Below are 18914 nucleotides of genomic sequence, written 5' to 3'. Positions count from 1 at the left end.
CCGCCTGCCATCGCGTGGATGACGCGTGGTCTTTTTTGTGCTAGAGTTTTTCACTATGAAATTCGCGTCCCCCGCTTTTTACTTTTATTTTTTTGGTTTTCTGAAGCCGCTGGCGGAGGAAGGGACGCGCTTAACCTAGTAAAAGATCCCCCCGAAGAAAGCCGCCAGCGTCACTGGCGGCTTTTTTTGTTGCCGTCGGTGAAGGCGGGGCCCTTCGGGATCACACAGCCGACAGGCCTGCAAGCCGGGCCATTGCAATCCGAGACATCCCAGGAGCCTTACCGTGTCACACAATACAGACGACCTTCGTATCCGTGAAATCAAGGAGCTGAATCCGCCCGCTCACGTCATGCGCGAATTCCCTTGCACCAAGGAGGCATCGGAAACCGTGTACGCCGCGCGCAGCGCGATGCACCGCATCCTGCACGGCATGGATGATCGTCTCATCGTCGTCATCGGCCCTTGCTCGATTCACGACACAGCCGCCGCCCTGGACTACGCGGCGCGCCTGAAGCCGATGCGCGACAAACTGGGCGCCGATCTCGAAATCGTCATGCGGGTCTACTTCGAGAAGCCGCGTACCACCGTCGGCTGGAAGGGCCTGATCAACGATCCCGGCCTGGATGGCAGCTTCGATATCAACCAGGGCGTGCGCGTGGCCCGCGAGCTGCTGCTGGACATCAACAGCATGGGCCTGCCTGCCGGGTGCGAATTCCTGGACATGATCACGCCGCAGTACATTGCCGATCTGGTGGCGTGGGGCGCCATCGGCGCGCGTACGACCGAGAGCCAGGTGCATCGTGAGCTGGCATCGGGCCTGTCATGTCCGGTGGGTTTCAAGAATGGCACCGACGGCAATGTGAAGATCGCCGTGGACGCCATCAAGGCGGCCTCGCAACCGCATCATTTCCTGTCGGTGACCAAGGGCGGCCATTCGGCCATCGTCTCGACCGCCGGCAACGAAGACTGCCATGTGATTCTGCGTGGCGGCAAGGCTCCCAACTACGATGCCGCCAGCGTCGAGGCCGCTTGCCAGGACCTGGCCAAGTCCGGCCTGGCCCAGCGCGTCATGATCGACGCCAGCCATGCCAACAGCAGCAAAAAGCCCGAGAACCAGCCGATGGTGGCCGATGACGTGGCGGGCCAGATGGCCAAGGGCGATAGCCGCATCGTCGGGATCATGATCGAAAGCCATCTGGTGGCCGGGCGTCAGGACATGGTGCCCGGGCAGGCGCTCACCTACGGGCAAAGCATCACCGATGGCTGCATCGACTGGGAGGCTTCGGTGCAAACCCTGGAGCGCCTGGCGCAAGGGGTGCGCGAGCGTCGTCGCGTGACGCTGGCCAGCGGCAAGTAGGCGGCCGCGGCAAGGCCGGCCGGAGCAGGGGGGGATGCCTGCTTCCGCCGCAGGGGGCGTAGAATGGCCGGGTTTGCAACCCACTTCTGCCTTTGACCATGAATGCTCCCTTGCCTGACCTGCGCCGTCCTGTGCCGCCCGCCTGTCTGGAGGCGCTTGGTGCCATTTTCGGCGATCGCTTGTCCGTGTCCGCGGCGGTTCGCGAGCATCATGGGCGTGATGAGTCGCCGTATCCGCCCATGCTGCCGGATGCCGTCGTGTTCGCCCAGAACACCGATGAGGTGGCGCAGGTGGCGCGGCTGTGCAACGAACACCGCGTGCCCCTGATCCCCTATGGCGCAGGCTCTTCGCTGGAGGGCCACCTGCTGGCCATCGAAGGTGGCATCAGCCTGGATCTCTCGCAGATGAATCAGGTGCTGTCGGTCAATGCGGAAGATCTCACGGCCACCGTGCAGGCCGGCGTGACGCGCAAGCAACTGAATGAAGAAATCCGCAGCACCGGGCTCTTCTTCCCGATTGATCCGGGCGCCGACGCCAGCCTGGGCGGCATGGCCGCCACGCGTGCTTCCGGCACCAACGCCGTGCGCTACGGCACGATGCGCGAGAACGTCATGTCGCTGACCGTGGTGACGGCCGACGGGCGGGTGGTGCGCACGGCCGGGCGGGCGCGCAAGTCTTCGGCCGGCTATGACCTCACCCGCATTTTCGTGGGCAGCGAAGGCACGCTGGGCATCATTACCGAAGTCACGGTCCGGCTGTATCCGCAGCCCGAAGCCGTATCGGCGGCGGTTTGCAATTTCCCCTCGCTGGATGACGCGGTACAAAGCGTGATCGAGATCATCCAGATGGGGGTACCCGTTGCGCGCGTGGAATTCATGGATGCGGCGGCGGTCAGGGCGGTCAATCTCTACAGCAAATTGACGCTGCGCGAGACACCCATGCTGGTGTTCGAGTTTCATGGCAGCCCGGCGGGCGTCCAGGAACAGGCAGAAACCGTGCAGGCCATCACGGCTGAGCATGGCGGCATGGACTTTGAATGGGCCGAACGCCCCGAGGACCGCAACCGCCTCTGGACGGCGCGTCACAATGCCTACTTTGCCGGGTTGCAGCTGCGCCCGGGTTGCCGTGCCAGCACGACCGATGTCTGCGTGCCGATTTCGCGTCTGGCCGACTGCGTGCGTGAAACCGTCGACGAACTGGATCAGGCCAGCTTCCCGTACACGATCGTCGGTCACGTGGGCGATGGCAATTTCCACGTGTTGATGCTGCTGGATGGCGACAACGAAGCCGAATGGCAAGAGTCGGAAACCATCAATCACAATCTGGTACGACGCGCCATCGCGGCCGATGGCACCTGCACCGGCGAGCATGGCGTGGGTCTGCACAAGATGCAGTTCATGCAGCAGGAGCATGGTGACGACGCGCTGGCCCTGATGCGCAGTCTCAAGCATGCTTTCGACCCGAACAACATTCTCAACCCGGGCAAGATCATCGCCTGGTAATCCATCCCGGGCAGGGCAGGCCGAAACACCCAGCGCATCGCCAGGCGCTGGGTGTTTTTTTATGCCTGGCGCCTGGCGCGCGAGGCGCTCGCATGGGCGTGTCGACATCCCCGGGTAAATACCGGCGTGAACAATCGCAGGGTGCGCGCTATCTTCTGAGGATGACCTCCATCGCCGACGCCGGCCTGAGCGCCTCTTCGACGTCTTTCTCCCTGCAGAATCTGCTGCAGGCCCTGCGTTCGGTGTTGCCCGCCCATTGCGTGCTGTATCGCGAGGAGGATACCCGGCCCTATGAGTGCGATGGGTTGACGCTGATGCGCTGCCTGCCGGCAGCCGTGGTGTTGCCGGAGGACGAGGCGCAGATCTGTGCGGTCATGCAGGTCTGCCGGCGCTTGAATGTGCCGGTGGTGGCCCGTGGCGCGGGAACCGGCCTGTCGGGGGGCGCCCTCCCACATGCGCAGGGAGTGTTGCTGGGGCTGTCCAAACTGAATCGCATCAAGCACATCGACCCGCTGGCCGCCGTGGCGGTGGTTGAGCCAGGTGTGCGGAACCTTGCCATTTCGCAGGCGGCAGCCCCGCATGGCTTGTATTACGCGCCCGATCCGTCGAGCCAGATCGCCTGTTCGATCGGCGGTAACGTGGCCGAGAATGCCGGCGGCGTGCATTGTCTTAAGTACGGCTTGACCGTGCACAACGTGATCAAGCTGCGGGTAGTGACCATCGACGGGCAGGTCGTCGAACTGGGCGGCGATGCGCCCGATGCGCCCGGGCCCGCATTGCTGCCGTTGTTCATCGGCTCGGAGGGCATGCTGGGGGTCGTCACCGAAGTCACGGTGCGGCTGCTGCCACTGCCGGTCCGCGCGCAGGTGGTGATGGCCAGCTTTGCCAGCGTCGAGGCTGCGGGCAATGCCGTCACGCGCATCATCGGTGCGGGCATCATTCCGGCCGGTCTCGAAATGATGGACCGTCAGGCGACCCACATGGTCGAGCCCTTCGTGCAAGCGGGCTATGACCTGAGCGCACAGGCCATTCTGTTGTGCGAATCCGATGGCAATCCCGAGGAGGTTGCCGATGAGGTGGCGCGCGTCGAGGCCATCTGTCGTGCCGCAGGTGCGACGGCCTGCCAGGTCTCTGGCTCGGAGGCCGAGCGCCTCAGATTCTGGGCCGGTCGCAAGAACGCGTTTCCTGCCGCCGGCCGGATATCGCCGGACTACTACTGCATGGACGGCACCATTCCGCGTCGTCATCTGGCGCGTGTGCTGGGTGCGATAGAGCAGATGGAAGACGAGTTCGGCCTGCGTTGTGCCAACGTCTTTCATGCCGGAGATGGCAATCTTCACCCCCTCATTCTGTTCGACGCCAACAAGCCCGACGAAGTCGAGCGCGCCGAGAAATTCGGCGCCGCCATCCTGGAGCTGTGTATCCAGGTAGGCGGCACCGTCACTGGCGAACACGGGGTGGGCATGGAGAAGATCAATCAGATGTGCGTGCAGTTCTCGCGCGACGAGCTGGATACGTTCTTTGGCGTCAAGCGCGCGTTCGATCCGCCGGGTCTGCTCAATCCCGACAAGGTGGTGCCGACGCTGGCGCGCTGTGCCGAGTACGGCAAGATGCATGTCCATGGCGGCGAGCTGCGTTTCCCGGACCTGGCACGTTTCTGAGGCCGCCCATCATGGAATTCGTTCTTTCCGAACTGTGCGATCAGGTCATGACGGCGCGAGGCGGCCACAAGCCCTTGACCATTGCGGGCGGAGGCAGCAAGCGCTTCTATGGCAATGCGCCGCTGACGGCAGACAGCCATTATGTGCTGGACATGACGGCCTATCGCGGCATCGTCAACTATCAGCCTTCCGAATTGGTCGTCACCGCGCGTGCCGGCACGCCCTTGAGCGAACTGCAACAGATTCTCGCGGAACGCGGGCAGATGCTGGCCTTCGAGCCACCCCACTTCGATACCACCGCGACGATAGGGGGCTGCGTGGCGGCCGGGCTGGCCGGGCCGCGCCGCGTTGCGTGCGGGGGCATCAGCGATTACCTGCTGGGCGTCCGCCTGCTGGACGCCCAGGGCCGCGTGCTCTCTTTCGGCGGTGAAGTGATGAAGAACGTCGCTGGCTACGATGTTTCGCGTCTGATGGCGGGCTCGCTGGGGATTTTTGGCGCCTTGCTGGAGGTCTCGCTGAAGGTGGTGCCCTGCCCGCCGGTGGAGATCACCGTCTATGGCATGAGCACCCAGGCCGAGGCCCTGCATCGTTTTGCGCGCTGGCGCAGCCAGCCGTTGCCGATCTCGGCCACGGCCTGGATACCCGAGGACGGCCAGAGTGATGGTGGACGCTGGCTGGCGCGACTGAGCGGCTCGTTGCCTGCCGTTCGCGCGGCCTGCCTCGCTCTGGATGGACAACAGCTCGATGAAGCGAGCGGACAGGCGATCTGGTCGGCGTTGCGGGAGCAGACGCATGCGTTTTTTCAGGGAGGCGTGCCGCTGTGGCGCCTCGCCGTTGCGCCCACCACGCCGCCGCTGGAGGTCGGGCCGATGCTGCTGGAATGGGGTGGCGGCGTGCGCTGGCTCAGTGCGCGCGCGGATGCGGCCGCCCTGCGCGCGGCCGCCCAGGCTGCGGGGGGGCACGCCACGCTGTTTCGTGCCTACGGCGCCGGGGTACCGGCCGACGGCGTGTTTCATCCCTTGTCTGCGGGAGTGGCTGGCATTACCCGACGATTGAAGCAGGAGCTGGATCCGGCTGGCTTGTTCAACCCCGGCCGCATGGTGCCGGAGCTCTAGGAGCGCTTTCAATGCAAACCCGTCTGGCCTCCTGGGCGCGCGGTACGACGCAAGGTGAACAGGCCGAAGCCATTCTGCGCCGTTGCGTGCATTGCGGCTTTTGTGCGGCGACCTGCCCGACCTATCTGGAACTGGGCGATGAGCGCGACAGCCCGCGCGGACGGATCTATCTCATCAAGCAGGTGATGGAGGGAGCCAGCCCCAGTGCCTCCACCCAGCAGCATCTGGATCGCTGCCTGACCTGCCGTAATTGCGAAACCACTTGTCCGTCCGGTGTAGCCTATGGCGAGCTGCTGGACCTGGGGCGCCAGGCGGTGGCCGAGCGGCTGGCGCGTCCGTGGCCGCAGCGCCTGCAGCGCTGGCTGCTGCGGCATGCCGTGACGTCGCCGGCCTTCGGCCCGGCCGTGCGCCTGGCGCAGGCCTTGCGCCAGGCGCTGCCGCCGTCATGGCGGGCGAAGGTGCCGGCGCGGCGGCCGGCCGGGGCGCTTCCTCAGGTGGGACATCATGCGCGCCAGGTGCTGCTGCTCGATGGCTGTGCCCAGCCCGGGATGATGCCGTCGATCGATGCGGCGACCATACGGGTGCTGGACGCCCTGGGAATCGGGGCGAGCATGGCGCCGGGCGCGGCGTGCTGCGGCGCCCTGAGTTTTCATCTGGACGCACAGGCGGCCGCGCTCGAGCAGATGCGCGCCAATGTCGATGCCTGGTGGCCGCTGTTGCAGGCGGGCGGCGCCGAAGCGCTGGTGATCAATGCCTCGGGCTGTGGCGCCATGATCAAGGAGTACGCGCGTCACCTGCGGGATGATCCCGACTACGCAGACAAGGCCGCCTATGTGGTGGAGCGGGTGCGCGATCTGGCCGAACTGATCGCGCCGCAGGCTGCGCAGCTGGCGCCACGCCTGGGCCAGGCGCCGGTGGCGGCGTTTCATCCCCCTTGCACCCTGCAGCACTGGCAGGGCCTGCGCGAGGTCAACGAGCAATTGTTGCGGGCGTTGGGATTCGTGTTGCAGCCGTTTGGCGATGAGCATCTGTGCTGCGGATCGGCAGGGGCGTATGCCCTGTTGCAGCCCGACCTGTCGGGGCGATTGCGCCAGCGCAAGCTGGCCGCCATCGAGGCGGCGCAGCCGCAGGTGATTCTGTCGGCCAACGTAGGATGCATCGGCCATTTGCAAGCCGGCACGCAGACGCCGGTCAGGCATTGGATCGAGGTGCTGGACCAGCGCCTGAGCGCTGGTCCAGCACGGGCCTAGTCGATGGCTTTGCCCATGTCCTCGACCACCTTCTTGGCGTCGCCGAACACCATCAACGTACGGTCCATGTAGAACAGTTCGTTGTCCAGCCCGGCGTAGCCGGCGGCCATCGAGCGCTTGTTGACGATGATGTTGCGTGCCTTGTAGGCCTCCAGGATGGGCATGCCTGCGATCGGCGAAGCCGGATCGTTCTTGGCGGCGGGGTTCACCACGTCGTTGGCGCCCAGCACCAGCACCACGTCGGTCTGACCGAATTCGCCGTTGATCTCGTCCATCTCGAAGACCTGTTCGTACGACACTTCGGCTTCGGCCAGCAGCACGTTCATGTGGCCCGGCATGCGGCCTGCCACCGGATGGATGGCGTATTTCACGGTGACGCCATTGGCGGTGAGCTTGTCGGTCAGTTCCTTCAGCGCATGCTGCGCGCGCGCCACGGCCAGGCCGTAACCCGGAACGATAATGACGCTTTCGGCGTTGGCCAGCAGGAAGGCCGCATCGTCGGGGCTGCCGCTCTTGACCGGACGTTGCGCCTGTTGCGCGCCGCCGCTGGCCGCTGCCGCCTGGCCGCCGAAGCCACCCAGGATGACATTGAAGAACGAGCGGTTCATCGCGCGGCACATGATGTACGAAAGGATCGCGCCCGAAGAGCCGACCAGCGAACCGGCAATGATGAGCATGGGGTTGTTCAGCGAAAAGCCGATCCCCGCCGCCGCCCAGCCGGAGTAGCTGTTGAGCATCGACACCACCACCGGCATGTCGGCCCCGCCGATCGGGATGATGATCAGCACGCCCAGCACGAAAGCCAGGGCCGTCATGATGATGAAGGGCGTCCAGGATTGCGTCACCATGAACCACAGGCCGCAGCCCAGCATGACCAGCGCCAGCACCAGGTTCAGCCAGTGCTGACCGCGGAAGGTGACCGGAGCCCCCTGGAAGAGACGGAACTTGTACTTGCCCGACAATTTCCCGAAGGCGATCACCGATCCGGAGAAGGTGATGGCGCCCACGAAGGTACCGATGAAGAGCTCGAAGCGGTTGCCTACCGGGATGAGGCTGCCGGCCTCGGCGATGCCGAAGGCCTGCGGCTCGGCTACCACGGCGACGGCGATGGCGACGGCGGCCAGGCCGATCATGCTGTGCATGAAGGCCACCAGTTCGGGCATCTTGGTCATTTCGACGCGCTTGGCCATGACGGTGCCGATGACGCCGCCGACCAGCAGGCCAAGCACCACCCAGCCCAGGCCGATGGCTGCGCTTTCACGTGCCAGGGCATAGATGAGTGCGCCGGTGGTGAGTACCGCGATGGCCATGCCGACCATGCCGAAGGCATTGCCCCGGCGCGAAGTCGCAGGATGCGACAGCCCCTTGAGCGCCTGGATGAAGCAGACGGAAGCCACCAGGTAAAGCAGGGTGACGAGATTGAGGGAGATCATCGGCTGTTCTCCTTGGCCGGGCGCTCTTTCTTCTTGAACATTTCCAGCATGCGGCGGGTGACGAGAAAGCCGCCGAACACGTTGACGGCAGCCAGGGCCACCGCCAGTACGCCCATGCCGCGAGCCAGGCCGCCTTCAGTGAGCGCGGCAGCCAGCATGGCGCCGACGATGATGATGGCGGAAATGGCGTTGGTGACCGCCATGAGGGGAGTGTGCAGCGCCGGGGTGACGTTCCACACCACGTGATAGCCGACGTAGATGGCCAGCACGAAGATGATCAGGTTGATCAGGGTAGGGCTGATGCTTTCCATCTCAAGTCCTTTGCACGAGCTGGCCGTCTTCGCACATCAGGCAGGCCGCCACGATTTCGTCGTCGCGGCGCACCGCCAGGGCCGCGCCATCGCCGATGATGAGTTTGAGGAAATCCTGCAGATTGCGGGCGTAGAGCGCCGAGGCATCGGTGGCCAGCATGCCGGGCAGGTTGGTCAGGCCGATAAGGGTGACGCCGTGTTTGACGGTGACCTGGCCTTTTTCGCTCAGCGGGCAGTTGCCGCCGCGCTCGATGGCCAGATCGACCACGACGGAGCCCGGCTTCATCGCTGCCACGGTCTCGGCCGTCACCAGTGTGGGGGCCGGGCGTCCGGGGATCAGCGCTGTCGTGATGACCACGTCGGCCTGGCGGCAACGTTGCGCGACCAGTTCGGCCTGGCGCGCCATCCAGGCCGGCGGCATGGGCCGGGCATAGCCGCCCGCGCCCTGGGCGATCTCGCGTTCTTCATCGGTCTCGAAAGGCACGTCGATGAATTTCGCGCCCAGGGACTCGATCTGTTCCTTGACGGCCGGGCGAACATCGGAGGCCTCGACCACGGCGCCCAGGCGGCGTGCGGTGGCGATGGCCTGAAGGCCTGCCACGCCTGCCCCGAGCACGACCACCCGGGTGGCCTTGAGCGTGCCGGCGGCGGTCATCATCATCGGGAACAGGCGGGCGCTGTGACTGGCAGCCAGCAGCACAGCCTTGTAACCGGCCAGGTTGGCCTGCGAAGACAGCACGTCCAGGCTTTGTGCCCGCGTGATGCGCGGCGCGGCTTCCAGCGCAAAGGCGGTCAGGCCCGCATCGGCCAGCCGTTGCAGGCCTTCGCGGTCAAAGGGGTCGAGCATGCCGACCAGCACCGCGCCGCGTTTCATGGCGGGCAGTTCCTGTTCCGAGGGCGCGCGTACCTTGAGGACCAGCTCGGCGCCCAGGGCCTGGGCCGCATCGCCCAGGGTGGCGCCAGCCGCCTCGTAATCTTCGTCGCGATAATGAGCGGCCAGTCCGGCGCCGCGTTCGAGAACTACCGCGTGGCCGGCGGCCACGTACTTCTTGACGGTTTCAGGGGTTGCGGCGACGCGCGTCTCCCCGTCTCGGGTTTCTCGTGGGATCCCGATGTGCATTGTTGCTCCTCCTCCAGAAGGCGAGGGTTGTTTATACACGAAGCCCGCTCGAGTAAGAAGCTTGCGCGCTGCGTCTGCAAAAAGAGAAGGGGGCCGGGGAAAAAGAAATCCCCCGGCGATCTTTTGGGTCGACGGGGGAGGAGGACAGGGCAGGCGGCGGATGCCGCTGCCCGGATCGAGGCGCGCGCTGACGTCCGGAGTCAGACGGTTTGCGCGCGCGTCCAGTCGATCAGCGCGGCGGTCAGGTCGCGCAAATCGGATTTGAGTCGGGCGTAGCCGGCGTGCGGACGCAGCGTGACTTCGTCCATGTACAGCTTGCGGTTGATCTCGATCTGCAGGCTGTGGCGGCCCTGTTCGGGGCGGCCATAGGCGCGCACCAGTTCGACGCCCTTGTACGGATCATTGACCTGCACCTGGTAGCCCCGGGCGCGCAGCCAATCGGCGATGAAGGCCGGAAAGGCGGGATCGCTGGTCGTGCCGTCGCGGTCGCCGAGCACGAAGTCGGGGTGCACCAGACCCGGCTGATCGGTGGCGTAGGCACCGGCGACGCTGGGCATGGAGTGGCAGTTGATATGCCACACCTTGCCGTGCTGCGCGTGGGTGTCGTCCAGCAACTGGGCCAGGCGGGCGTGATAAGGCTTCCAGCAGGCCTCGATGCGGTGCCGGACCTCTTCGATCGACAGCTTGCGGTCATAGAGCGGCGTGCCGTCATCGAGCATGCGCCAGATCAGGCCCTTTCCCAGGCGCACCTTGGATGAGTGGCTCATGGGCCCGGGCCAGGCTTGTTCCAGCAGCTCGGGGTCAACCTCGTCGATAGCGCGGTTGGCATCGATGTAGGCACGCGGAAAACTTGCCGCGATCAGGGGCACCCCCAGATCGATCGCATCGCTCCACAGGTCATCGACCCAGGTGTCTTCTGCGGTACGCAGCGCACCCAGCGACGCGGCGGGCGCGAAATCGGGTGGATAGCTGGTGCCGCTATGCGGCGAGTCGAGCACCAAGGGGCTGGCTTGTGGGAAGTCCTGGGGCAGGTCGAGCCGATAGGACAGCGGTTTGATGATAGGCATGAAAAAATGCGGCGGCGGTAAAAAAGTAGGGCCCCCGCGGGACGCGGGGGCCATGAACGGCTTAGTCGATCTTGATGTTGGCTTCTTTGGCGATGCGCTTGTTCTTGGCGATTTCGGTCGAAATCTGCTTGGCGAAATCGGCCGGGGCGTTCGCCACCGGGGCGGCGCCCAGGCCGGCCAGGCGTTCCACCACTTCGGGATCGGCGCTGACCTTGCGCACGGCCGCGTAGACCTTGTCGGTGATCGGCTGCGGCAGCTTGGCCGGACCGATCAGGCCGAACCAGGACGAGTCATTGACCGGCGCCAGGCCCGCTTCGGCGAAAGTCGGCACGTCCGGCAGGGCGGCCACACGCTGGGGCGAGGCGACCGCCAGCGCGATCAGCGCGCCGGACTGGATATGCGGCAACGACGAAGGCAGATTGTCGAACAGCACGTCGACCTGGCCGCCCAGCGTATCGTTGAGCGCCGGGCCGACGCCGCGGTAGGGCACGTGCATGAGCTCGGTGCCGGAGGCCGTCTTGAAGAGCTCGCCCATCATGTGCGACACCGAGCCATTGCCGGCCGAGGCAAAACTGATCTTGCCCGGTTGGCTCTTGGCCTGTTTGACGAACTCTTCCATGTTCTTCGGCCCAACCTTGGGGTTGACCGACATCACATTGGGCACGGCGGCCAGATTGGAGATGGGCGTGAAGTCCTTCTCGGCATCGAACGACAGGTTGGTATAGATGGCCGGGTTGATGCCGTGAGTGCTGACCGTGGCGATGCCCAGGGTGTAGCCATCGGGCGGGCTGCCCGCGAGGTAGGCGCTGCCGATCGAGCCGCCGGCGCCGCCGCGGTTCTCGACCACCACGGCCTGGCCCAGCTCCTTGGTCAGCTTGTCGGCGAACAGACGGCCGACGATATCGGTGGTGCCGCCGGGCGGGAAGGGCACGACCAGGCGGATCGGTTTGTTGGGATAGCTGTCATTGGCCTGCGCCACACAGGCGGCAAAAGGCGAAGCCAGCGCGGCGGCCATGGACAGGCCCAGGATGAGATTTCGACGTTGCATGATTCCCCTTGTTTGGCTGAGTTTTGGACACGAAGACGTCATACTGACCCACCCATTCTCTGGGTGGCGGAAGGTTTGCGCAAACGAAAGATTCTCCGTAAGCTATTACTTTTTTTCATGCCTGACAGCGCCGCTGTCCAGGTCATCTTAACGCTCTCCTGCCACCATGCGTCGCTTCTGCCCTTCTTTGACGGATCTGCAGGCTTTCGAAGTTGCTGCCAGATATAGCAGTTTTACGCGCGCGGCCCAGGAGCTGTGCGTCACGCAGGGCGCGGTCAGCAAGCAGATCAAGCATCTTGAACAGTTTGTCGGGGTGCAGCTATTCCTGCGTATCAGGCAAGGCCTGGTTCTGACCGATGCCGGGCGCAGCTATCTGAAGCAGGTTCAGGCCGGCCTGAGCCTGATCGAGGCGGCTACGATGGAATTGATCGCGCACCAGGGGCGCGGCGGGCGACTGCAATTGACCTGCATGCCCACCTTCGGTGCGCGCTGGCTGATCCCGCGTTTGAGCGAATTCCGCCGTCTGCGCCCGGATATCCAGGTGGAGTTCCTGCCGCACCGGCAGGGTTATGACTTCTCGGTGCCGGAACTCGACGCTGCGGTGCGTTTCGGCGAAGGGATGTGGCCGGGCAGCGGCGCGGACTATATCGTCGGGCGCGAGGTGCTGCCGGTGTGCAGCCCCAAGCTGATGCCGGGCGGCTGCGAGGATCCCGCCGCACTGCTGCGCCTGCCGCTGCTGCACCATACTTCGGCCCTGGAGGGCTGGCGCGATTGGTTCGAGAAGGCGGGTTGCGCGACGCGGCGCACCCTGGAGGGGGCGCGTTTCGATCAGTATTCCCTGCTCTCGCAGGCGGCGGCGGCCGGTTTCGGCATCGCGCTGATCCCGCGTTGCCTGATCGAAGACGAACTGCGCGACGCCAAACTGATCGTGCCGCTGCATCTGCCGATCCGGGCGCGTCAGGGGTATTACCTGTGCTATCCCGAGCAGAAAGCCGGCCAGCCGACCCTGCAGGCATTCCGGCGCTGGCTCATGGAAGTTTCGCGCGCGGCCGAGCCTGAGCCGACCCCGGACGGCAGCCAAGGCGCGACAGCACTAAAATAACCGCATCATGGTTCAAACTACTGCACATAAAAAGCCCCGTGTCGTGGTCGGCATGTCCGGCGGCGTGGACTCTTCGGTCACCGCCTGGCTGTTGAAACAGCAGGGCTACGAGGTCATCGGCCTGTTCATGAAGAACTGGGAGGATGACGACAACGACGAGTATTGTTCGACGCGCCAGGATCTGCTGGACGCGGCCAGCGTCGCCGATCTCATCGGCGTGGAGTTCGAGTATGTGAACTTCGCGGCCGAATACAAGGACCGGGTGTTTGCCGACTTTCTGCGGGAATACTCAGCCGGGCGCACGCCGAACCCGGACGTGCTGTGCAATGCCGAGATCAAGTTCAAGGCCTTCCTGGACCATGCCATGACGCTGGGCGCCGAGCATATTGCCACCGGCCACTATGCGCGCGTGCGTGCGGTCGATGCCCCGCACGGGCGCCGCTTCCAGTTGCTCAAGGCGCTCGATGCCTCCAAGGACCAGAGCTACTTCCTGCATCGGCTCAATCAGGCTCAATTGGCGCGTACGTTGTTTCCGCTGGGCGAGCTGCATAAAACCGAAGTGCGCCGCATTGCCCACGAGATCGGCCTGCACAATGCCGCCAAGAAAGACTCCACCGGGATCTGCTTCATCGGCGAGCGGCCGTTTCGCGAGTTTCTCAACCGCTACCTGCCGACCGCGCCCGGCCCGATGCTGACGCCGCAAGGCCAGCGGGTGGGGCAGCATCATGGTCTGGCCTTCTATACCCTGGGCCAGCGCAAGGGCCTGGGCATCGGTGGCGTGAAGGGCCAGCAACGCGACGACGGTACCGCCGACGCCTGGTACACGGCTCGCAAGGATCTGGAAAACAATACGCTTTACGTGGTGCAAGGGCATGACCATCCCTGGTTGCTGTCGCAGCAATTGCAGGCGCAGGACGTCAGCTGGATCGATGGTCAGGCCCCCGCAGCGGGTGGTTATGGCGCCAAGACGCGCTACCGCCAGGCCGATGCCGCCTGCCGCCTGGCGCTCTGCGAGGCGGGTTTCCAACTGACCTTTGCTCAGCCGCAGTGGGCCGTCACGCCGGGCCAGTCGGCGGTGCTTTACGACGGCGACGTCTGCCTGGGCGGCGGCATCATCATCTGATTAGCGGGCAGCGCCATCAGGCCTTCCGGGGAAGGAGGCCGGCCCTGCCGTGATTTCCTATTTCAATATCAATCATCAATCTCGAGGAGTTGCAACGTGGGTATGGATATTCCAATGGTGATAGCGCTGCTGGCGCTGGGGGCGGTCGGCGGCTTTGCCGCGGGCCTGCTGGGCATCGGCGGCGGCATGCTGCTGGTGCCTTTGCTGACGATGTTGTTCAGCTGGCAGGGCATGCCGGTCGATCTGGTGGTGCATGCAGCGATCGCCACCTCCATGACCTCCATTCTGTTTACGTCGATCTCGAGCGTGCGGGCGCACCAGAAGAAGGGCACCATCAACTGGAAACTCGTGATGACCATGGCCCCGGGCATCATCGTCGGCGGCCTGCTTTCGGGCGGCGCGGCTTTCGCGGCGCTCAGCACGGCCTGGCTGTCGTTGTTCTTTGCCTTGTTCGTGGGCTATTCGGGCTGGAACATGCTGCGCAACAAGAAGCCCAAGCCCAGCCGCCAACTGCCGGGCGTGGTCGGCACCAGCACGGTCGGCGCCGGGATCGGCTTCGTTTCCGGTCTGGTGGGCGCGGGCGGCGGTTTTCTCTCGGTGCCTTTCATGGTGTGGTGCAACGTGGCCCTGCACACGGCGGTGTCGACCTCGGCAGCGCTGGGCTTTCCGATCGCGCTGGCCAACAGTATCGGCTATGTGGTCTCGGGCGTGGCCGAAGGCATGCACCGCCCCGGCATGCTGGGCTTTATTTACTGGCCGGCGCTGCTGGTGCTGATCTGCGCCAGCGTGCTGACGGCGCCGGTGGGTGCCGCCATGGCGCATCGTCTGCCGGTCGGTACGCTCAAGCGCGTTTTTGCCGGCCTGTTGTTCGTGCTGTCGGCCTACATGCTGGTCAAGGCCTGGCAGGCCTTCATGGTGTAGGCGGCAAGACCGGGCCTGCCATGGCGGGCCCGCCCAAAGAAAAGCCCTGCATGCGCAGGGCTTTTCTTTGGGCTTTTGATGGCGGCTCAGGCGGCTGGCGGGGGCGCCGTATCCATGAAGGAGGGACGGGCGGCCAGTTTTTCGTCCAGGCGCGCCAGGTTGGCATGGTCGTGGCGCCAATTGAGCGCGGCAAATCGCAGGTCGAGGTAGCTCAGGGCGCAGCCCACGGCGATATCGGCCAGGGTGTAGTTCACGCCCATGCAGTGGGCGTTCTCGCCCAGGCTGTCTTCCATCGCGCGCAGGGCGGCATGGATCTTGGAGTACTGACGCTCAATCCAGTCGGGGCTGCGCTGCGCCTCGGGGCGCGCATTTTCCCGTACGATGGCCACGCAGGCGTCCTGCATGCCATCGGCGATGGCTTCCCAGCATTTGACCGCGGCCCGATCGCGACCCGATTGCGGAATCAGCCGGGCGACCGGCGACAGCGTATCGAGGTATTCGACGATGACGCGCGAATCGAACAGCGCGCCGCCATCCTCCATGATCAGGCATGGCACCTTGCCCAGCGGGTTGAACTGTTGGATTTGGCTGTCGGGAGACCAGACGTTTTCGAGTTCAAGCTGGTAATCCAACTTCTTCTCGGCCATTACCACGCGTACTTTGCGTACATAAGGGCTGGTAAGCGAACCAATCAGTTTCATGTGGGCACGGAAAGACGTAGTCGGAAAGCGGCCGCAGTATAGCAGGATGGGGTGCCGTTTCGACGCACCCGTTCGGTGGTGGCGGTGTTACAAAAGGCACGGGTGATAAAATCCGGGCCAATTTCAATCCTTTCTTTCCAACCGACTATGCAGATCGCAGACCATCTTACTCAACTCAACGCCCTTTCTCCTCTGGACGGACGTTATGCCTCGCGCTGCGACGCACTGCGCGGTCTGCTGTCGGAGGCGGGGTTCATGGCGCACCGCGTCGAGGTCGAAGTGGCCTGGCTGGTGGCGCTGTCGGACGCCGGGCTGCCGGAACTGGCGCCGTTCTCTGCGGGTGCTCGGGCTCGTCTGACGCAATTGGTGCAGCACTTCTCCGAAGCCGATGCCGAGCGCATCAAGGAAATCGAGCGCGTCACCAACCATGACGTCAAGGCCGTCGAGTACTGGCTCAAGGAGCGCGTGGCCGACGACGCCGAACTGGCGCGCGCTGCCGAGTTCATTCACTTTGCCTGCACCTCCGAGGACATCAACAACACCTCGCACGCCTTGATGCTGACGCGCTCGCGCGACCACGTCGTGCTGCCGCGTCTGCGTGAAGTGTTGGCCAAGCTGACGGCACTGGCCGAGCAGACGGCCGAGCAACCCATGCTGTCGCGCACGCACGGTCAGCCGGCCAGCCCGACCACGCTGGGCAAGGAATTCGCCAACGTTGCAGCGCGTCTGGCGCGCGCCATCGCCGCCATTGAGGCGGTCGAGCCGCTGGCCAAGCTCAATGGCGCCACCGGCAACTACAACGCCCACCTGTCGGCCTACCCGGAAATCGACTGGCCCGAGTTCAGCCGCCAGGTGCTGGCAGGCCTGGGCCTGACCCAGAACCGCCATACGATTCAGATCGAGCCGCATGACTGGATGGCGGCGCTCTTTGATGCCATCGGCCGCGCCAACACCATCGTGCTGGACCTGGACCGCGACATCTGGGGTTACATCGCCCTGGGCTATTTCAAGCAACGCCTCAAGGAGGGCGAGGTCGGGTCCTCGACCATGCCGCACAAGGTCAATCCGATCGACTTCGAGAACTCGGAAGGCAACCTGGGTCTGGCCAATGCCGTCCTGCGCCACCTGTCGGAAAAGCTGCCCGTCTCGCGCTGGCAGCGCGACCTGACCGACTCCACCGTCTTGCGTAATCTGGGTGTCGGCCTGGGTTATTGCCTGGTGGCCTGGGACGCCTGCCTGCGTGGCCTGAACAAACTGGAAGTCAATACGGCGGCGATCGACGCCGACATTGACGCCTGCTGGGAAGTGCTGGCCGAGCCGGTGCAGACCGTCATGCGCCGTTTTGGTCTGCCGCAGCCCTATGAGCAGCTCAAGGCGCTTACGCGCGGCAAGGGTATTACCGAGAGCGCGTTGCGTGAGTTCATCGCCGGCCTGGAGTTGCCGGCCGATGCCAAGGCGCGCCTGCTGGCGATGACGCCGAGGTCCTACGTCGGGCTGGCTGTCAGCCTGGCCCGGGCGGTATAGTGATGCCCGCCGGCAGGTTGATCCTGCCGGCAGGCTTCCCCATCCCAGGAGAACATTTCATGAAGAAATTGACCGCCGTTCTGGCGTTGGCCTGTACCTCCTTGGCGCTGCCGGCCGCGGCGCAATTCGCCAAGCCGGAAGACGCCGTCAAGTACCGCCAGGCAGCATTCACGGTACTGGCTTCGAACTTCAGTCGCATGCAGCCGGTGATTCGCGGGCAGGCCCCGTACGATGCCGCCCAGATCAAGGCCAACGTCGACATCCTGAAGACGCTGGCGACCCTGCCGTGGGGCGCCTTCGGCCCGGGCATGGAAGGGGGCAACGCCAAGCCGGAAATCTGGTCGGATGCGGCCGGCTTCAAACAGAAAGAACAGGCCTTCCAGGACGGGGTGGCCAATCTCTCTGCGGCTGCCGACAGTGGTGATCTGGCCAAGGTCCGCGCTGCCTTCGGCGCGGTGGGTGCAAGCTGCAAGGCCTGTCACGACGCCTATCGCAAGTAACGCCGCCACAGCCCCCCATGAAAAACGCCTCTTCAAGAGGCGTTTTTCATGGGGGGCTGTGCCTGGTGTCAGTAGAAGCTGGGTGCGAGGCTCTGGACCCACAGAACGAACACCGTGCAGCAGACCGCGATCACCAGGGCGCGTATCCAGACGGCCAGGTCGTCGCGGGCGGGCAGAGCGTCGGCCGGGGCGTGCCGGGCATCCAGGTCGCCGGTGATCATGGCCGGTACCAGCGGCTTGCGCCTGATCAGCCCGTACCAGGCCAGCGCCACCACATGCAGGCCGATCAGGGCGAGGATCACGACCTCGTTGGCACGGTGCAGGGCGGCGAGCGTGCTGGTCAGGCTGCCGTCCAGGCGGCCATACAGCGGGCCTTCAACCATGATGTCATCACTGATGAACAGGCCGCTGACCGCCTGAAAGCCGATCGCCGCCAGCATGGCGATGACCGACAGCGCACCCAGGGGATTATGGCCGGCCGTCGGGAGGGTGCCCCGCAGATAGGCGGCCAGGGCGCGAGGTCCACGCACAAATTGCGTAAACCGGGCGTAGCGCGGGCCGAGAATGCCCCAGATGAGGCGGAACAGGATCAGGCCCAGCGTCGCCAGCCCGAAACGCATATGCCAGTCCATGTAGAGGCCGCCGAGCTTGACGCTGACGAAGGCCCCTGTGACACAGACGACCAGCGCCCAGTGAAAGAGTCGGGTCGGCAGATCCCAGATACGCAGTGCACGGGGCATGGGGGCAGGTTTCCTAGAGGCAGACACCGGCGCGGGGCCGGCAGGAATGAGCGTGCCAGGAATTTAGCATGGCTGCGGCCTGCCGCCTCGGGCGCGGCCTCAAGGGCTTAAGCGCAGGCGTGAGCAACCGGCTCGATGCAATGCACGTGCTCGTGGCGAAAGCGGATGCGTTCACCGCGGCTGGCGCCACGCGGGCGGATGAGCTCGGTAGTGTAGGTCGTCGTGCCGTTGATGGGCGCGTTGTAAATGACGGCAGCGCGGATCGCGGGGCCATCGGCGAGTTTCAGATGCACGACATCGCCCACATTGATGGGAGTGTCGTCCAGTTGCAAATGAGCCGGGCGTCGAACCAGGTTTTGCGTGTTGAATTGCGTATTCATATGTTTTCCTCGTTAGAGTTGTTTTTAGGGAAACACGGTTCCGGTATTCCGGAGAGCGT

General features: G+C 64.8%; 18 protein-coding genes. 10 read left to right on the top strand and 8 right to left on the bottom strand.

Annotated elements, in window-relative coordinates:
• Window positions 1–283 precede the first annotated feature (283 nt).
• The 5 genes from aroG to glcF all read left to right on the top strand — a co-directional run bounded on the left by aroG (window position 284) and on the right by glcF (window position 6885).
• Complete coding sequence (gene aroG, locus A7V84_RS08515) at window positions 284–1357, top strand: 3-deoxy-7-phosphoheptulonate synthase AroG (RefSeq protein ID WP_025514534.1); 1074 nt, start codon at window positions 284–286, stop codon at window positions 1355–1357.
• Window positions 1358–1455: 98 nt separating this feature from the next.
• Window positions 1456–2859: an FAD-binding oxidoreductase gene (locus A7V84_RS08510; protein WP_025514536.1), complete on the top strand. Its 1404-nt coding sequence runs from the start codon at window positions 1456–1458 to the stop codon at window positions 2857–2859.
• Between the two features lie 161 nt (window positions 2860–3020).
• Entirely contained in the window at window positions 3021–4520 is a 1500-nt protein-coding gene (locus A7V84_RS08505) for an FAD-linked oxidase C-terminal domain-containing protein (protein WP_025514538.1), read from the top strand.
• 11 nt (window positions 4521–4531) lie between these two features.
• Entirely contained in the window at window positions 4532–5635 is a 1104-nt protein-coding gene (glcE, locus tag A7V84_RS08500; protein WP_033534884.1) for a glycolate oxidase subunit GlcE, read from the top strand.
• A gap of 11 nt (window positions 5636–5646) precedes the next feature.
• Entirely contained in the window at window positions 5647–6885 is a 1239-nt protein-coding gene (gene glcF, locus A7V84_RS08495; RefSeq protein ID WP_063492364.1) for a glycolate oxidase subunit GlcF, read from the top strand.
• On the opposite strand, the gene A7V84_RS08490 is transcribed toward glcF, so the two are convergent.
• The 5 genes from A7V84_RS08490 to A7V84_RS08470 form a co-directional block, all read right to left on the bottom strand.
• Entirely contained in the window at window positions 6882–8318 is a 1437-nt protein-coding gene (locus tag A7V84_RS08490; RefSeq protein WP_063492363.1) for an NAD(P)(+) transhydrogenase (Re/Si-specific) subunit beta, read from the bottom strand. The genes glcF and A7V84_RS08490 overlap by 4 nt on opposite strands.
• Entirely contained in the window at window positions 8315–8629 is a 315-nt protein-coding gene (locus A7V84_RS08485) for an NAD(P) transhydrogenase subunit alpha part 2 (RefSeq protein ID WP_025514546.1), read from the bottom strand. The genes A7V84_RS08490 and A7V84_RS08485 overlap by 4 nt, the downstream gene beginning before the upstream one ends.
• 1 nt (window position 8630) lies before the next feature.
• Window positions 8631–9749 carry a Re/Si-specific NAD(P)(+) transhydrogenase subunit alpha gene (locus A7V84_RS08480; protein ID WP_025514548.1) on the bottom strand — a complete coding sequence of 373 codons (1119 nt, stop codon included), beginning with the start codon at window positions 9747–9749 and terminating at the stop codon, window positions 8631–8633.
• 200 nt (window positions 9750–9949) lie between these two features.
• Window positions 9950–10816, bottom strand: a complete 867-nt coding sequence (locus tag A7V84_RS08475; RefSeq protein WP_025514549.1) for an N-formylglutamate amidohydrolase — start codon at window positions 10814–10816, stop codon at window positions 9950–9952.
• A gap of 61 nt (window positions 10817–10877) precedes the next feature.
• The gene (locus A7V84_RS08470; RefSeq protein ID WP_025514551.1) at window positions 10878–11864 is read right to left on the bottom strand and encodes a Bug family tripartite tricarboxylate transporter substrate binding protein; all 987 of its coding nucleotides are present in this window, start codon (window positions 11862–11864) and stop codon (window positions 10878–10880) included.
• A gap of 166 nt (window positions 11865–12030) precedes the next feature.
• Between A7V84_RS08470 and A7V84_RS08465 the strand changes: the two genes are divergently transcribed.
• From A7V84_RS08465 to A7V84_RS08455, 3 genes are all read left to right on the top strand, one after another.
• On the top strand, window positions 12031–12966 hold the full coding sequence (locus A7V84_RS08465) for a LysR substrate-binding domain-containing protein (protein ID WP_025514553.1): 936 nt from the start codon (window positions 12031–12033) through the stop codon (window positions 12964–12966).
• 7 nt (window positions 12967–12973) lie between these two features.
• Window positions 12974–14089 (top strand): tRNA 2-thiouridine(34) synthase MnmA, encoded by a 1116-nt coding sequence (gene mnmA, locus A7V84_RS08460; RefSeq protein ID WP_025514555.1) that lies wholly within the window; start codon window positions 12974–12976, stop codon window positions 14087–14089.
• Between the two features lie 102 nt (window positions 14090–14191).
• Complete coding sequence (locus tag A7V84_RS08455) at window positions 14192–15010, top strand: sulfite exporter TauE/SafE family protein (protein ID WP_025514557.1); 819 nt, start codon at window positions 14192–14194, stop codon at window positions 15008–15010.
• An 86-nt stretch (window positions 15011–15096) separates the two neighbouring features.
• Here A7V84_RS08455 and A7V84_RS08450 read toward each other — a convergent pair whose 3' ends face one another.
• Window positions 15097–15711, bottom strand: coding sequence for a glutathione S-transferase (locus tag A7V84_RS08450; RefSeq protein WP_063492362.1), 615 nt, complete (start codon window positions 15709–15711; stop codon window positions 15097–15099).
• 147 nt (window positions 15712–15858) lie between these two features.
• Here A7V84_RS08450 and purB point away from each other — a divergent pair, with 147 nt between their 5' ends.
• On the top strand, window positions 15859–17235 hold the full coding sequence (purB, locus tag A7V84_RS08445; RefSeq protein WP_025514561.1) for an adenylosuccinate lyase: 1377 nt from the start codon (window positions 15859–15861) through the stop codon (window positions 17233–17235).
• Between the two features lie 59 nt (window positions 17236–17294).
• Complete coding sequence (locus A7V84_RS08440; protein ID WP_025514563.1) at window positions 17295–17735, top strand: c-type cytochrome; 441 nt, start codon at window positions 17295–17297, stop codon at window positions 17733–17735.
• A gap of 68 nt (window positions 17736–17803) precedes the next feature.
• On the opposite strand, the gene A7V84_RS08435 is transcribed toward A7V84_RS08440, so the two are convergent.
• Both A7V84_RS08435 and A7V84_RS08430 read right to left on the bottom strand, forming a co-directional pair.
• Complete coding sequence (locus A7V84_RS08435; RefSeq protein ID WP_025514564.1) at window positions 17804–18475, bottom strand: cytochrome b/b6 domain-containing protein; 672 nt, start codon at window positions 18473–18475, stop codon at window positions 17804–17806.
• Window positions 18476–18582: 107 nt separating this feature from the next.
• Window positions 18583–18855 (bottom strand): hypothetical protein, encoded by a 273-nt coding sequence (locus A7V84_RS08430; RefSeq protein WP_025514565.1) that lies wholly within the window; start codon window positions 18853–18855, stop codon window positions 18583–18585.
• Window positions 18856–18914: the final 59 nt, after the last annotated feature.

The organism is Bordetella trematum (genome assembly GCF_900078335.1).
In the GTDB taxonomy this organism is placed as follows: domain Bacteria; phylum Pseudomonadota; class Gammaproteobacteria; order Burkholderiales; family Burkholderiaceae_B; genus Bordetella; species Bordetella trematum.
This window is presented reverse-complemented; position numbering and strand designations above follow the sequence as displayed.

What these genes read in the sequence shown, in the direction of transcription:
- A7V84_RS08510 (WP_025514536.1), top strand. Translation starts at nt 1,456, where the DNA reads ATGAATGCTCCCTTGCCTGACCTGCGCCGTCCTGTGCCGCCCGCCTGT.
- A7V84_RS08505 (WP_025514538.1), top strand. Translation starts at nt 3,021, where the DNA reads ATGACCTCCATCGCCGACGCCGGCCTGAGCGCCTCTTCGACGTCTTTC.
- glcE (WP_033534884.1), top strand. Translation starts at nt 4,532, where the DNA reads ATGGAATTCGTTCTTTCCGAACTGTGCGATCAGGTCATGACGGCGCGA.
- glcF (WP_063492364.1), top strand. Translation starts at nt 5,647, where the DNA reads ATGCAAACCCGTCTGGCCTCCTGGGCGCGCGGTACGACGCAAGGTGAA.
- A7V84_RS08490 (WP_063492363.1), bottom strand. Translation starts at nt 8,318, where the DNA reads ATGATCTCCCTCAATCTCGTCACCCTGCTTTACCTGGTGGCTTCCGTC.
- A7V84_RS08485 (WP_025514546.1), bottom strand. Translation starts at nt 8,629, where the DNA reads ATGGAAAGCATCAGCCCTACCCTGATCAACCTGATCATCTTCGTGCTG.
- A7V84_RS08480 (WP_025514548.1), bottom strand. Translation starts at nt 9,749, where the DNA reads ATGCACATCGGGATCCCACGAGAAACCCGAGACGGGGAGACGCGCGTC.
- A7V84_RS08475 (WP_025514549.1), bottom strand. Translation starts at nt 10,816, where the DNA reads ATGCCTATCATCAAACCGCTGTCCTATCGGCTCGACCTGCCCCAGGAC.
- A7V84_RS08470 (WP_025514551.1), bottom strand. Translation starts at nt 11,864, where the DNA reads ATGCAACGTCGAAATCTCATCCTGGGCCTGTCCATGGCCGCCGCGCTG.
- A7V84_RS08465 (WP_025514553.1), top strand. Translation starts at nt 12,031, where the DNA reads ATGCGTCGCTTCTGCCCTTCTTTGACGGATCTGCAGGCTTTCGAAGTT.
- mnmA (WP_025514555.1), top strand. Translation starts at nt 12,974, where the DNA reads ATGGTTCAAACTACTGCACATAAAAAGCCCCGTGTCGTGGTCGGCATG.
- A7V84_RS08455 (WP_025514557.1), top strand. Translation starts at nt 14,192, where the DNA reads ATGGATATTCCAATGGTGATAGCGCTGCTGGCGCTGGGGGCGGTCGGC.
- A7V84_RS08450 (WP_063492362.1), bottom strand. Translation starts at nt 15,711, where the DNA reads ATGAAACTGATTGGTTCGCTTACCAGCCCTTATGTACGCAAAGTACGC.
- purB (WP_025514561.1), top strand. Translation starts at nt 15,859, where the DNA reads ATGCAGATCGCAGACCATCTTACTCAACTCAACGCCCTTTCTCCTCTG.
- A7V84_RS08440 (WP_025514563.1), top strand. Translation starts at nt 17,295, where the DNA reads ATGAAGAAATTGACCGCCGTTCTGGCGTTGGCCTGTACCTCCTTGGCG.
- A7V84_RS08435 (WP_025514564.1), bottom strand. Translation starts at nt 18,475, where the DNA reads ATGCCCCGTGCACTGCGTATCTGGGATCTGCCGACCCGACTCTTTCAC.
- A7V84_RS08430 (WP_025514565.1), bottom strand. Translation starts at nt 18,855, where the DNA reads ATGAATACGCAATTCAACACGCAAAACCTGGTTCGACGCCCGGCTCAT.